The organism is Lentzea xinjiangensis (assembly GCF_900110955.1).
Taxonomy (GTDB): domain Bacteria; phylum Actinomycetota; class Actinomycetes; order Mycobacteriales; family Pseudonocardiaceae; genus Lentzea; species Lentzea xinjiangensis.
In genome coordinates, this window is record NZ_FOFR01000004.1 from 323001 (window position 1) to 335947 (window position 12947).

The following is a 12947-nucleotide window of genomic DNA, read 5'->3' on the forward strand; positions in this document are numbered from 1 at the left end:
TCGCGCAGGGATCACGATCGACACGGCGAGCAGGCACCCTCGCACCTCTCGATCCTCCTGTACCGCTGAACTAGTCCCAGGCGACGGGCATCCGCTCCAGGCCGCCGATCACGAGACTCGCCCGGCGCGGCAGCTCCTCCTCCGGCACGGCCAGCCGCAACGCCGGGAACCGGGTGAAGAGGCCGGGGAAGGCGATCTTCAGCTCGATCCTGGCGAGGTGCTGACCGATGCACTGGTGGATGCCGTGCCCGAACGCGAGGTGCCCCGTCGCGCCGCGAGCCAGGTCCAGAACGTCGGGACGCGCGTAGCGCGCCGGATCGTGGTTGGCGGACCCGAGCTCGACCAGCACGGTGTCGCCCTTGCGCACGAAGACGCCGTCGATCTCGACGTCCTCCAAAGCGGTGCGCGCCGTCGCGGGCGTCAGACTGATGTGGCGCAGCAGCTCCTCGACGGCGGCTTCCGGATCGTCGAGCATCGCTTTCACCTGATCGGGGTGGCGGAGCAGCTCCAGCGTGCCGAGCGACAGCATGTTCGTCGTCGTGTCGAGACCGCCCCCGAGCAACGCCATGCCCATCGCCGCCATCTCGTCGTCGGTGAGAGCACCGTCGGCCCCGGCGGGTTCGCCGGCGACGAGGCCGCTGAGCACGTCATCGGTCGGACGCGCCCGCTTCTCCTCGACCATCTCCACCATGAACCGCTCAAGCCGTTCGAACGCGGCGTACATCGCCGCGCCCCCGTCGGCCTCCGCGCCGCTGGCGCCGGTCAGCAGCATCGCGTCCTGCTGGAACTCCGCCCGGCGCTCGTACGGGACACCGAGCAGCTCGCAGATCATCAACCCCGGTACCGGCACCGCGAAGTGCTCCACCAGATCGGCCGGCGACCCCTGAGCCGCGAGCACGTCCAGGTGCTCGGCCGTGATCACCTCCAGCCGCTCGGCGAGCAGCCGCATTCGCCGCACGGTGAACTGGCCGGTCAACCTGCTGCGGTACCGGGTGTGGTCCGGTGGGTCGTGATCGGTGAACGCGCCGGGCGGCGACGGCGGCGCGTCACCGGGACTGCCCGGCCCGAACGGGTTGTGCATCAGATCCGGCCGGATGCTGAACCGGTCGCTCGCCAGCACGGCTCGCACAGTCGCGTGGTCGTGCGCTCTCCAGCCGACGTGCCCGTCCGGATACGTCATCGGGCTGAGTGGCATTGCCTCCCCCTTGCAACGAGTTCGTTTCCCCTCCCTGCAAGCTAAAAACGTTTGCGGACGAAGTCAAAAGACTCATTGCAATGGCCTGAGGTGCAAGGCACCATGATGTTGTGCCTGGTAAGCGGCTAGACGAGGAAGAGCGGCAGCTCATCGCCCAGTGGTTGTGGGACGGGCTGGGGTACTCCGAAATCGGGAGGCGGTTGCAAAGGCCCGCCTCGACGATCCAGCGCGAGGTGGTCCGCAACGGCGGTCACAACAACTACCGGCCGGGTGCCGCGCACCGGGCGGCGAGCGATCGGGCGATGCGCCGCATGCCCGCGGTCGACGACCTCGACGTCGACGAGGAGGTCTACGCGTTCGACCGCCGTCCGGGGGAGGTGCAGGAGTTCCACCTGCAACTGGTCGCGGTGTTCGTGCAGACCGGACTGACGCGCACGGCGGCGCGGATCCTCGCTGAGATCTTCATGACCGACAAGGGCAGCCTGACGGCGACCGAGCTCGTGCTGCGGTTGTCGATCAGCCCCGGCACGGTCTCGCGGTCGACGGCCTACCTGCAGCAGCTCGACCTGCTGCGCGCCGAACGCGACGGCAAGCGCATGCGCTACTACCTGGACGACGACGTCTGGTACCGGGCGTGGCTGTCCAGCGCCGAGCGCAACTCCACCTGGGCGCACACCGCACTGAACGGTGCCGAGATCTTCGGTCTCGACACGCCAGTGGGTGCGCGCCTCAAGGACATGGGGCAGTTCTTCGCGTTCGTCGTGGTGGACATGGAGTCCACCCAGCGGAAGTGGCTCGACTTCTTCGAGAAGAAGAAACGAGCTAGGGCAGACGCCGCAGCACGGTGACGACCTTGCCGAGGATGGTGGCCTGGTCGCCGTTGATCGGCTGGTAGGCCGGGTTGTGCGGCATCAGCCACACGTGGCCGTCCTTGCGCTTGAACGTCTTCACGGTCGCCTCGCCGTCGATCATGGCGGCGACGATCTCGCCCTGGTCGGCGGTCGGCTGCTTGCGGATCACGACCCAGTCGCCGTCGGTGATCGCGGCGTCGATCATCGAGTCACCGACGACGCGCAGCAGGAACAGCTCACCCTCGCCGACGATCTCGCGCGGCAGCGGGAACACGTCCTCGATCGACTCCTCCGCGAGGATCGGGCCACCGGCCGCGATGCGACCGACCATCGGCACGTACGCCGGGGTCGGCTTGGACATCGGGTCGAGACCGGGGTCGATCTCGGAGGGCAGCATGCCGACCGCGCGCGGGCGGTTCGGGTCGCGGCGCAGGAAGCCCTTGCGCTCCAGCGCGCGCAGTTGGTACGCGACCGACGAGGTCGACGTCAGGCCGACGGCCTCGCCGATCTCGCGCACGCTCGGCGGGTAGCCGAAGCGGTCGACCCAGTCGCGGATCACGTCGAGCACCTTGCGCTGACGCAGGGTCAGGCCGGCGTTGCCCGCGATCTCGCTCACCTGTGCTTCCACAAGAGCAGGGTCCGGATCGATCGTCTTGCCTGCCACGGTGCTGTCCTCCTCGCCGCCCCCAGTTCGAATGGGATTCCGGCCTCCGTCGATCTTCGTGGTCGACGGTAGTCGTGTTTGCTGCGCAGATCAAACACCTGTTCGAGGTATTTGGCCGCGTGTTGTGGCGTCCGGTCGGCCACCGTGGTAGAAATTCGCACGGACGTTCGATCGAACCTGTGTTCGATCATGGTGGTTGACCTGCGATGGAGGTCGTCGTGGCGGTGCTCGTCGAAAAGCGGTTGCGCGTTGCCGAGGACGCGGACGTCGCAGCGGGACGCCCACTCCGTTCGGGGCCGCGGGTCATGCCCCGCCGTCCGGCGACCAGGCCTCGTCCGGTCGCGGTGGCGGCCAGGCGCGAGTCCAGTTCCTGCGAGGCGCGGCCGAAGCGCGAGTCGATGCTCGAGCTCGTCGCCGTCGGTGTCCTGAGCGCGCTCACGATCATCGCGCTCGGCGTGCTCTACCTCCAGCAGGTGGGGGTCACCCTGTAGCTCTGCCCCCACATCTTGTGCTCGCGTGCCCGCGATGACGTGAACTCTGCGTCATGCGCGGGCATCGTTGTGTAATCGCCCCTGATCGTCGACGGTTCCTCCAACAGGGTGACACGCGACGCGCCGTGTCGAGTTGCGTCGGACGTCCGTTGCGATCTAGGTTCTACCCCTACATCTAGTGGTTACATCGTCGTAAGTAGTCCACAGGTTGTGGGTAACCCGACCAGTGTGGCTGCTGCGGTGAGTGCTGCGCTGGGAAGGGGTGAGGTGGCGTGCGGTGTCCGTTCTGCCGTCATTCGGACTCGCGGGTCGTCGACTCCCGTGAGGTCGACGAAGGACAGGTGATCCGTCGTCGCCGCTCCTGCAACAGCTGCAGCCGCAGGTTCACCACGGTCGAAGAAGCGGTTCTCGCCGTGGTCAAGCGCTCCGGGGTGACGGAGCCGTTCAGCCGCGACAAGGTCGTCGTCGGCGTGCGCAGGGCGTGCCAGGGCCGCCCGGTCGACGAGGACGCGTTCCAGCAGCTCGCCCAGCGAGTGGAAGAGTCGATCCGGTCGACGGGATGTGCGGAAATCCCGAGCCACGAGGTGGGCCTGGCCATTCTGGGTCCCCTGCGCGAACTCGACGAGGTCGCTTATCTGCGCTTCGCGAGCGTTTACCGGTCCTTCTCGTCCGTCGAGGACTTCGAGAAGGAAATCCTCGATCTTCGCACTGCACGGGCCGAAGCGGCCCGGGAGCAGTGATCCGCGCGCACTCGAGCGCGCGCAAACACCATCTTTTTCTAAGCACCAGCACGAGGGAGATCCACCGTGACCGAGACCGTCGGCGGCTCAGCCAAGAAGACAGCCGCGCGTGCGGCTGCCAAGCCTGCCGCGTTGAAGGTCCAGCGCGTCTACACCACCGAGGGCCGTCACCCCTACGACGAGGTCACCTGGGAGCGCCGCGACGTCGTCATGACGAACTGGCGCGACGGCTCGGTGAACTTCGAGCAGCGCGGTGTCGAGTTCCCCGAGTTCTGGTCGGTGAACGCCACCAACATCGTCACCAGCAAGTACTTCCGCGGCGCCGTCGGCAGCGAGAAGCGCGAGCAGTCGCTGCGCCAGCTGATCGACCGGGTCGTGAAGACCTACGTGGGCGCCGGCAAGGAGCACGGCTACTTCGCGGGCGAGCAGGACGCCGAGATCTTCGAGCACGAGCTCACCTACATGCTGTTGCACCAGGTGTTCAGCTTCAACTCGCCGGTGTGGTTCAACGTGGGCACCAGCTCGCCGCAGCAGGTCAGCGCGTGCTTCATCCTCGCGGTCGACGACACGATGGAGTCGATCCTGAACTGGTACCGCGAGGAGGGCTTGATCTTCAAGGGCGGCTCCGGTGCCGGCCTGAACCTCTCGCGCATCCGCTCCTCCAAGGAGCTGCTGTCCTCCGGCGGCACCGCGTCCGGCCCGGTGTCGTTCATGCGCGGCGCCGACGCGTCCGCGGGCACCATCAAGTCCGGTGGCGCCACCCGCCGCGCCGCGAAGATGGTCGTCCTCGACGTCGACCACCCCGACGTCGTCGAGTTCATCGAGACGAAGGCCCGCGAAGAGGACAAGATCCGCGCGCTGCGCGACGCCGGGTTCGACATGGACCTGGGCGGCACGGACATCGTGTCGGTGCAGTACCAGAACGCCAACAACTCGATCCGCGTGTCGGACGAGTTCATGCACGCCTACGAGAGCGGCGGCGACTTCGGCCTGCGCGCCCGCCAGACCGGTGAGGTCATCGAGCGCGTCGACGCCAAGGAGCTGTTCGGCAAGCTCGCCAAGGCGGCGTGGGAGTGCGCCGACCCCGGCATCCAGTACGACGACACGATCAACGACTGGCACACCTGCCCCGAGTCGGGCCGCATCACCGCGTCCAACCCGTGCTCGGAGTACATGCACCTCGACAACTCGAGCTGCAACCTCGCGTCGCTGAACCTGATGAAGTTCCTCGGTGACGACGGCCGCTTCGACGCCGTCACGTTCGCCAAGGCCGTCGAGCTGATCATCACCGCGATGGACATCTCGATCTGCTTCGCGGACTTCCCGACCGAGCCGATCGCGGACACCACCCGCAAGTTCCGCCAGCTCGGCATCGGCTACGCCAACCTCGGCGCGCTGCTGATGGCGACCGGCCACGCGTACGACTCCGAGGGCGGCCGCGCCCTCGCCGCGACCATCACCTCGCTGATGACCGGTGTCTCGTACCGCCGTTCCGCGGAGCTCGCGGGCATCGTCGGCGCCTACGACGGCTACAAGCGCAACGCCACGGCGCACCAGCGCGTCATGCGCAAGCACGCCGCCGCCAACGACCTGATCCGCACCTACCACGCGAACGACTCGTCGGTGCACAAGGTCGCGACCGAGGCGTGGCAGCAGGCGCTGGAGATCGGCGCGAAGAACGGCTGGCGCAACGCCCAGGCCTCCGTGCTGGCCCCGACCGGCACCATCGGCCTGATGATGGACTGCGACACCACCGGTATCGAGCCGGACCTGGCCCTGGTCAAGTTCAAGAAGCTCGTCGGCGGCGGCTCGATGCAGATCGTCAACCAGACGGTGCCGCGCGCGCTGAAGTCGCTGGGCTACCAGGACGAGCAGATCGAGGCGATCGTCGAGTTCATCGCCGAGCACGGCCACGTCGTCGACGCGCCGGGCCTGCGCCGCGAGCACTACGAGGTCTTCGACTGCGCGATGGGCGAGCGGTCCATCGCCCCCATGGGCCACGTGCGGATGATGGCGGCCACCCAGCCGTTCCTGTCCGGCGCGATCTCCAAGACGGTCAACATGCCGGAGACGGCGACCGTCGAGGAGGTCGAGGAGATCTACTACCAGGGCTGGAAGCTCGGCCTGAAGGCGCTCGCGATCTACCGCGACAACTGCAAGGTCGGCCAGCCGCTGTCCGCGGGCAAGGGCGCGAACAAGGGTGCCGAGGCCAAGACCGAGACGGTCGTCGAGTACCGCCCGGTCCGCAAGCGCCTGCCGAAGAAGCGCCCGTCGCAGACCGTGTCGTTCACGGTCGGTGGCGCGGAGGGCTACCTGCACGCCGGTTCCTACCCGGACAACGGCCTCGGCGAGATCTTCGTCAAGCTGGGCAAGCAGGGCTCGACGCTGGCCGGCGTGATGGACGCGTTCTCGATGTCCATCTCGGTGGGTCTGCAGTACGGCATCCCGCTCGAGTTCTACGTCTCGAAGTTCCAGAACCTGCGCTTCGAGCCGGCGGGCATGACCGACGACCCGGACGTGCGCATCGCGACGTCGGTGCTCGACTACCTGTTCCGCCGGCTGGCGCTCGACTACCTGCCGTACGACAAGCGCGCGCAGCTCGGCATCTTCACCGCCGACGAGCGTTCCGCGCAGGTGGCCGGCGAGTACGGCAGCGCGCCTTCGTCCGATGTGGACCTCGAAGGCCTGCGCGGCTCGGTCGAGGCGGCCCCCGCGGTGGAGGCGGCGGTCGAGACCACCGCCCCGAAGCAGGTCGGCAGCTCGACCGAGCTGCTGGAGCTGCACCTGGGCAAGGCCGCCGACGCGCCGCTGTGCATGACCTGCGGCACGAAGATGCGCCCCGCCGGCTCGTGCTACCTGTGCGAGGGCTGCGGCAGCACCTCCGGTTGCAGCTGACCGGGAGCAGTTTGACGCGATCGTGAGCGAGCTGCGCTCACGCTGATGGCGCGCACCAGAGCGGGTGTCCGGATTCGACCGGCACCCGCTCTGGCGTGCCCGGCAGGCATGGGGGGAGTTCTGATGGACACCGAGCAACTGCTGGCGGGCTACCTGGTGGTCGCGAGAGATGTCCGGGCGGACTGGCAGGACGTGGGGCTGCGAGGCGCTGACGTGATCTCGATGAGCGAGTGCGTCGTGGACCTGGTGCCGGCGAACCGCGATGGCTGGGACGACTGGTTCGATGACCCGGTTTCGGCTGAACGGTCACGCGCTCATGCGGACCGATCTGGGCTGCACGTGCTCGCTGTCGGCATCGCCGCGACCGACGCTCCCGCCTTGCTCCGGGAGATGGCCGATGCGGGTTACGGCCCGGACGCGGGTGGCGTGGCAGGCCGGCTGGCTCGGCGCGAGGCCTTTCCCGACGTCCGCTCCGGTCGAGTGCTGGGTTTCGAGCCGGTCGGTTTCGACACCGGGGGATGGCACACGTGGACCTGCCTCGGCGGGCTCGTCGCCGAGGTCCGGCAGGCGACGGGCGTCCGGCCGGGGAGCTGGGGGTTGATCCAGGACGAGCAGGAGGCCCGCCGGGCCGCGGAGTGGCTCACGGCTTCCGGGCTCGGCGATCCGAAGGTCTTCTCGTGGGTTCCGGCCCTCCTGGTCGACGTCACCGGCCGCGGGAGCAGTGCGCGGCCGGAATGACCGCATCCCACCGGCGGGCCATCACGGCAGCGTGATGCCGTGGCGGTCCGCCAGCTTCTTCTCGATCTCCGCGATCACGCAGGCGATGGTGGACGGGTTGAGCCGGCCCTCGCCGAAGTGGATGACGGTCTTCGCGAACTCGTCCGCCGCCAGCGCCCGGCACTCGGCGTTGAGGGAGCGGTGGTCGACCTCGGCCTCCTTGAAGCACTCGAGCGGCTTGCGGCCGAAGATGACCTCGAACTCCTCCCAGCCGCGCAGCGTCCAGTACGTGTCGTGCGACGAGACGGACGTCGCCCGCAGCCACCGCCACAGGTACCCGGGGTCCTGGTGGACCGGCGCCTCGCGGCCGCACCGGCCGCACAACAGGACCAGGTTGTCCACGGTGTCCGTGCCGCCCAGCGACTCGGGCACGATGGGGCACTTCTCCAGTTCCGCCCGGTAGCCGCAGCGCCAGCACCGCTCGTGGGCCTGGTCCCAGTCGACCGCCACGCCGGAGGCGTGCTGGGCCCAGTGGTCGACGATCTGCCGGTTGCTGACGCTCATGTGCCCTCCCCAGTTGTTGACCTTCCTGTCGGTGGCGGCGGCGGATTCGTTTCGCTTCCGGGCGACCGTGATAGAAAAACGTTCACGTTGCTGCAGGGAGAGAGATGCGCTCGTTCGACGACCTACGCGGTCACCTGCTCGGCCAGCTCAACGCCGCTGTCCGGCGGCCGGGCATGTACGGCGGCGAGCCGGTGATCCTCACCCTGCTCGACGCGCTGGCGTTCGCGGACGACCGCACGGACCGGTGGCAGGCGGAGCTCGACGCGCTGGTGAAGCGGGGAGCGGCCAACGCGGCGATGGTCAGCGGTGCGGTGCACGAGGTGCTCGGCCACCGCAGCGAGGACGTGATGGCGTCGGTGTACGCGGACCTCGCGCACCGACAGGGGTGGCTGTCGCTCGACGCGGACAGCCGGATCCCCGGCGTGCTGGGCGATCGGGACCGCCTGCTGGACGACGTGATCGCGGAGTACGGTGAGCCGCCGCTGTGGCTGGGCGGTACCAACCCGAAGTACTCGAAGACGCTCGGCTACCCGGACCGGTCGGGTTCGCTCGTGTTCTTCCACTTCATGCCGGAGCTGCGGCTGATGGCGACGAGGCGCGGCGATGGCGGCTTCCGCGACAGCTTCGTCTTCACGCCGGCCGGACTGGCCCGGTGAAGCCGGTGCCCGGTGCCTTGATCGACTGAAATCCGTTGCCGTGCAGGGTAAAATGATGGGCGATGCGCATCGTTCTGCATGCTCGTGCGCGCCTGGACCTCGCATACGACTCGCTTGACGGGCTCTCCGTCGGCGACGCTCTGGGCGCACAGTTCTTCATGGTCGGCCGCTCGCTTCCCGACCTCGTGGCCGGCAAGCCGCCACGAGGGCCCTGGGAGTGGACCGACGACACCGAAATGGCCTGCAACCTCGTCGCCGAGCTCCGCGATCACGGCGAAGTCGACCGGGACCGGCTCGCGATGACGTTCGCCGACCGTTGTGAGCCCTACCGCGGGTACGGCGCGGGGGCGTTCACCATCCTGCGCAAGATCCGCCAAGGCACGCCGTGGAAGGAAGCGGCCGCGAGCGCATTCGGCGGTCAGGGCTCGTGCGGCAACGGCGCGGCGATGCGGATCGCCCCGCTCGGCGCCTACTTCGCCGAGGACCCGAAAACCGTGACAGCGCAGGCGATCAAGGCGAGCGAGGTCACCCACCAGCACCCGGAGGGCATCGCGGGCGGCGTCGCGGTGGCGCACGCGGCGGCCATCGCGGCGAAGGCCCGGCTCGCCGGATCGCCACCACAGGACCTCCTCGGCGGTGTGCTCGACCACCTCGAAGACTCCGTCGTGCGCAGGGGCGTCGAGAAGGCGCGCCGGATCGGAACCGCCGAGGAGGCCGCGTACGTGCTCGGCAACGGCTCCAGGGTGACGGCGCAGGACACCGTGCCGTTCGCCCTGTGGGTCGCCGCCCACCACCTCGACGACTACCGCGTCGCCATCGCGACGTGCGTCCGGGCGGGCGGTGACGTCGACACGACCGGAGCGATCGTCGGCGGCATCGTCGCGACGCCGCCGGAGGAGTGGCGGAGTGATCGAGAACCGCTCCCCGGCTGGGTGAGTCGCTAGCGCACTTTACTCATCGTGTGTTGAGTTTCGGGTCGAACGCTCGTAACCTCACCTCCAGGCGGAACCTGGCGGCCACCATGGCGCTCGTCATCGACCTCAGCTCCATCGACGGCGCAATGCGGGCGGTCGTCGGAGGCGCGACCGCGAACTCGGCGACGACGCGGCAGCCACGGTGCGATCCAGCGCGACTGCCGAAAACCTGCCGTTCGCGAGCTTCGCCGGCCAGCAGGACACGGTCCTCAACGTCGTGGGTGAGAACGCCGTGGTCGAAGCGGTGCACCGGTGCTGGGCCTCGCTGTGGACCGACCGCGCGGTCAGCTACCGCGAGACGAACGGCATCGACCACACCACGGCTCACCTCGCCGTGGTGGTGCAACGGATGGTGCAGTCCGAGGTGTCCGCGTGATGTTCACGGCCAACCCGGTCACCGGCAAGCGCGACCAGATCGTCATCGATGCGAGCCCCGGCCTGGGTGAAGCCGTCGTGTCCGGCGGCGGCACCGAGGACGTCGCGGTGGGCGACAACACCGATCCGTGCATCACCGACAGGTCCACGCGCTCGCCGCCCTCGGCCACAAGGTGCGGCAGCACTACGGCGCGCCGCCGGACATCGAGTGGGCGATCGACCCCGGCGGTGAGCCGCACCTGATCCAGGCGCGGCCCATCACCACGCTGTTCCCGTTGCCGGACAACCGGGACGGCGACGACCACGCCTACTTCTGCTTCAGCCTCGCCCAAGGTCTCGAACGCCCGATCACGCCGATGGGACGTGCGGTGTTCCGCGAGATCTCCAAGCCGGCCTTCGAAATCGTGATCGACGACCCGCCAGGAAGTCCTTTGTGGACATGGAAGAACGAATCTTCTTCGACGCCACCAAGGTGCTGCGCAGCGGTGTCGGCCGCAAGTTCATCACGCGACTGCTCGCCGTGATGGAGGCACGCTCGTCGGAGGTGCTCCGCGGCCTGTTCGACGATCCGCGGTTCGCGGTGACGAGCTCGTCGCCGGTGTCCGTCATCAGGCGCGTGCTGAGGCTCGCCCGCCGGTTCCGCGCACCGGCGACGGTGGCCAAGGCGCTGGTGAACCCGGAGAAGGCCGTGCGCGACGCGATGCTGATGGAGCGCGAGATCCTGGAGAGGTCCGCGTCCCTCTCGATCGAGCAGGCGCTGCGGCAGTGCGTCGTGCCGGTGCTGCCCCGGCTCGCTCCCACCGCGCTGGTCGGGTTCGCGGTGCTCGGCCTCGTCGGCGAGGTCGTGCGGGTCCGGCCGGGCGAGCTGCAGGCGGTGCCGCGCGGTCTGCCCAACAACGTCACCACCGAGATGGACATGGCGATGTGGGACGTGGCGCGGCAGATCCGCCGCGATCCCGTCGCGCTGCGGCAGTTCCAGGACGGCGGACGCACGGTCACCGGCATCGCGCGAGCCGTGGTGGACCCGAACGGCGCGCACCTGGAGCCCGGCGAGATCCTCGTGGCCCCGTCGACGGATCCCGGGTGGACGCCGTTGTTCCTGACCGCGAGCGCTCTGGTCATGGAGATGGGCGGCGCGAGCTCGCACGGCGCGGTCGTGGCGCGGGAGTACGGCATCCCGGCGGTGGTCGGTGTGCGCGGGGCGGTGACGCGGATCAGGACCGGTGAGCGGATCACCGTGGACGGCGGCACGGGCGTGATCACCACGCCGGAGATCGGGTCCTGACCCCACGGCGGCCGCTGTTCCCGCTGGCACAGGCCGTTGAGGCGTCATCGCGCCGGTCGGACGCGTAATCTCGGGGTCGTGGCTGAGTCCAAGGGTGAGCTGAACAAGGTCCAGCAGGGCATCGCCGACTACCTGCTGCGCGCGGGCGTGGACGGGTTCGGCCCGTTCAAGAGTGCGCGCGAGTCCGCGTCCGACGCGTTGGCCAAGAAGAACAACGACCAGAACGACGCGATCAAGCACCTCATCCGCAAGCACGTGGCCCTCGCCGGCGCGCAGGGCTTCGTCACCAACCTCGGTGGCCTGATCACCCTGCCCGTCTCGCTGCCGTCCAACGTCGCGGCCACGTACGTCATCCAGACGCACCTCATCGCGTCCATCGCGACGGTGCGCGGCCATGACGTGGACAGCGAAGAGGTGCAAACGGCGATTCTGCTGTGCCTGCTCGGCAACGCCGGTACCGAACTGTTCAAAAAAGTCGGCATCAAGCAGTTCACGAAGAAGGCCGCGTCCGCCCTCATCACGAAATACGGCACGAAGAAGCTCGGTTCGATCGCGGTGAAGGGCGTCCCGGTGCTGGGCGGCGTCATCGGCGGTGGCGTCGACGCCGCCTCGACCAGGGCGGTCGGCGCATTCGCGAACCGCTACTTCACCAGCGCGGACCCGTTGCCGAAGGTCATCGACGGCGAGGTGCTGTCCGTGGAGATCGAAGAAGCGGACGGAACGACCGACTCGCGCTAGCTCAACCGGTCCAAAGCCGCGCTGTACGCGTCCGGCGGGATTTCCACGCCGCCGCTGAACGGGTTCTGCATCTGGTAGATCGCGAAGAGCAGCAACACCAGCGTGGAGCTCAGCGTCACGGTGATCAGCAGTTGCGAGACCAGCGTCGGACCGCCGAACAGGTACGGGAACAGCAGCGACAGAACGGTGCCGATCAGCAGCGCGAGCCACACGACCGGGTTGACGCCGTTGCCCGCCGCGTCCAGTCGCTCCTGCCGGGCCTGGTAGACGTCCCAGAGCTGGTTCGCCGCCTCGGCCTTGCGGTCCTCCTGCCAGTCACCCGCGGGCGCCGCGGTCGCGATCGTCTCCTTGAGCTCGTTCAACGTGTTCCAGCCCGTGTTGTCGACGTTCTCGCCCTCGCGCATGCGAGGCCACTCGTCGTCCACGACGGTCGAGACGTAGTCGCGGATCAGCCGGTCCACCTCCGACTTCGCCGGCTCCGGCAGCGAGCCCGCCGACCAGTTGACGGCGACGAGCGCGTTGGCCTCCTTCTGCACCTGCTCCTCGGCGCCGTTGGACGCGTCGAACAGCGAGATCAGGATGAACGCGACCAGCACGGCGTGCAGGCCGGCCACGATGCTGAACACCGAGCCGCCCGCGCCGAGGTTCTTCTCGCCCACTTCCTCCGAGCCGAACCGGCGGGTGACGACGACGAGAACGGCGGAGATGACGGCGGCTCCCAGAACCCAGAGCGCGCCGGTGAGGTAAATGCTCAATTCGGCTCCTTTCTGGTGTGGGATTAGACCACGGTCTACTGTGACCG

General features: G+C 68.5%; 14 protein-coding genes and 1 pseudogene. 11 read left to right on the forward strand and 4 right to left on the reverse strand.

All coding sequences use genetic code 11. The features are described 5' to 3' along the window. Positions 1-70: 70 nt before the first annotated feature. Complete coding sequence (locus tag BMW88_RS13380; RefSeq protein WP_089950992.1) at positions 71-1180, reverse strand: cytochrome P450; 1110 nt, start codon at positions 1178-1180, stop codon at positions 71-73. A 125-nt stretch (positions 1181-1305) separates the two neighbouring features. Here BMW88_RS13380 and BMW88_RS13385 point away from each other — a divergent pair, with 125 nt between their 5' ends. Beyond that, the gene (locus tag BMW88_RS13385; protein ID WP_089950993.1) at positions 1306-2043 is read left to right on the forward strand and encodes a GbsR/MarR family transcriptional regulator; all 738 of its coding nucleotides are present in this window, start codon (positions 1306-1308) and stop codon (positions 2041-2043) included. On the opposite strand, the gene lexA is transcribed toward BMW88_RS13385, so the two are convergent. Then, positions 2018-2695 carry a transcriptional repressor LexA gene (gene lexA / locus BMW88_RS13390; RefSeq protein ID WP_245777768.1) on the reverse strand — a complete coding sequence of 226 codons (678 nt, stop codon included), beginning with the start codon at positions 2693-2695 and terminating at the stop codon, positions 2018-2020. The two genes, BMW88_RS13385 and lexA, sit on opposite strands and share 26 nt — an antisense overlap. A 221-nt stretch (positions 2696-2916) precedes the next feature. On the opposite strand from lexA, the gene BMW88_RS13395 reads away from it, so the two are divergent. From BMW88_RS13395 to BMW88_RS13410, 4 genes are all read left to right on the forward strand, one after another. Further along, positions 2917-3201, forward strand: a complete 285-nt coding sequence (locus tag BMW88_RS13395; protein WP_089950995.1) for a hypothetical protein — start codon at positions 2917-2919, stop codon at positions 3199-3201. Between the two features lie 272 nt (positions 3202-3473). Next, on the forward strand, positions 3474-3941 hold the full coding sequence (nrdR, locus tag BMW88_RS13400) for a transcriptional regulator NrdR (RefSeq protein WP_089950996.1): 468 nt from the start codon (positions 3474-3476) through the stop codon (positions 3939-3941). 66 nt (positions 3942-4007) lie between these two features. Beyond that, a complete protein-coding gene (locus BMW88_RS13405) occupies positions 4008-6836 on the forward strand; it encodes a vitamin B12-dependent ribonucleotide reductase (protein WP_089950997.1) in 2829 nt (942 codons plus the stop codon). A gap of 123 nt (positions 6837-6959) precedes the next feature. After that, positions 6960-7574 (forward strand): hypothetical protein, encoded by a 615-nt coding sequence (locus BMW88_RS13410; protein WP_089950998.1) that lies wholly within the window; start codon positions 6960-6962, stop codon positions 7572-7574. Positions 7575-7595: 21 nt separating this feature from the next. Here BMW88_RS13410 and BMW88_RS13415 read toward each other — a convergent pair whose 3' ends face one another. Next, the gene (locus tag BMW88_RS13415) at positions 7596-8117 is read right to left on the reverse strand and encodes an HNH endonuclease (RefSeq protein ID WP_089950999.1); all 522 of its coding nucleotides are present in this window, start codon (positions 8115-8117) and stop codon (positions 7596-7598) included. Positions 8118-8221: 104 nt separating this feature from the next. Between BMW88_RS13415 and BMW88_RS13420 the strand changes: the two genes are divergently transcribed. The 6 genes and pseudogenes from BMW88_RS13420 (at position 8222) to BMW88_RS13440 (ending at position 12145) form a co-directional block, all read left to right on the forward strand. Beyond that, a complete protein-coding gene (locus BMW88_RS13420; RefSeq protein WP_089951000.1) occupies positions 8222-8773 on the forward strand; it encodes a hypothetical protein in 552 nt (183 codons plus the stop codon). A gap of 62 nt (positions 8774-8835) precedes the next feature. Next, positions 8836-9717: an ADP-ribosylglycohydrolase family protein gene (locus tag BMW88_RS13425; RefSeq protein ID WP_089951001.1), complete on the forward strand. Its 882-nt coding sequence runs from the start codon at positions 8836-8838 to the stop codon at positions 9715-9717. 172 nt (positions 9718-9889) lie between these two features. Next, on the forward strand, positions 9890-10123 hold the full coding sequence (locus tag BMW88_RS43990; protein WP_143116063.1) for a PEP/pyruvate-binding domain-containing protein: 234 nt from the start codon (positions 9890-9892) through the stop codon (positions 10121-10123). Then, a pseudogene (locus BMW88_RS43230) lies at positions 10123-10646 on the forward strand (PEP/pyruvate-binding domain-containing protein). Before BMW88_RS43990 ends, BMW88_RS43230 begins: the two are co-directional and overlap by 1 nt. Next, the gene (locus BMW88_RS40925; RefSeq protein WP_143116065.1) at positions 10562-11407 is read left to right on the forward strand and encodes a PEP-utilizing enzyme; all 846 of its coding nucleotides are present in this window, start codon (positions 10562-10564) and stop codon (positions 11405-11407) included. The pseudogene BMW88_RS43230 and the gene BMW88_RS40925 overlap by 85 nt, the downstream one beginning before the upstream one ends. 78 nt (positions 11408-11485) lie before the next feature. Continuing rightward, positions 11486-12145: an EcsC family protein gene (locus BMW88_RS13440; protein WP_089951002.1), complete on the forward strand. Its 660-nt coding sequence runs from the start codon at positions 11486-11488 to the stop codon at positions 12143-12145. Here BMW88_RS13440 and BMW88_RS13445 read toward each other — a convergent pair. Next, a complete protein-coding gene (locus tag BMW88_RS13445; protein ID WP_089951003.1) occupies positions 12142-12900 on the reverse strand; it encodes a bestrophin-like domain in 759 nt (252 codons plus the stop codon). The two genes, BMW88_RS13440 and BMW88_RS13445, sit on opposite strands and share 4 nt — an antisense overlap. Positions 12901-12947 lie beyond the last annotated feature (47 nt).

Excerpts from the sequence above, each read along its gene's own strand:
- BMW88_RS13380 (WP_089950992.1), bottom strand. The coding sequence starts at position 1,180 with ATGACGTATCCGGACGGGCACGTCGGCTGGAGAGCGCACGACCACGCG.
- BMW88_RS13395 (WP_089950995.1), top strand. The coding sequence starts at position 2,917 with ATGGAGGTCGTCGTGGCGGTGCTCGTCGAAAAGCGGTTGCGCGTTGCC.
- BMW88_RS13410 (WP_089950998.1), top strand. The coding sequence starts at position 6,960 with ATGGACACCGAGCAACTGCTGGCGGGCTACCTGGTGGTCGCGAGAGAT.
- BMW88_RS13415 (WP_089950999.1), bottom strand. The coding sequence starts at position 8,117 with ATGAGCGTCAGCAACCGGCAGATCGTCGACCACTGGGCCCAGCACGCC.
- BMW88_RS13420 (WP_089951000.1), top strand. The coding sequence starts at position 8,222 with ATGCGCTCGTTCGACGACCTACGCGGTCACCTGCTCGGCCAGCTCAAC.
- BMW88_RS13425 (WP_089951001.1), top strand. The coding sequence starts at position 8,836 with ATGCGCATCGTTCTGCATGCTCGTGCGCGCCTGGACCTCGCATACGAC.
- BMW88_RS40925 (WP_143116065.1), top strand. The coding sequence starts at position 10,562 with ATGGAAGAACGAATCTTCTTCGACGCCACCAAGGTGCTGCGCAGCGGT.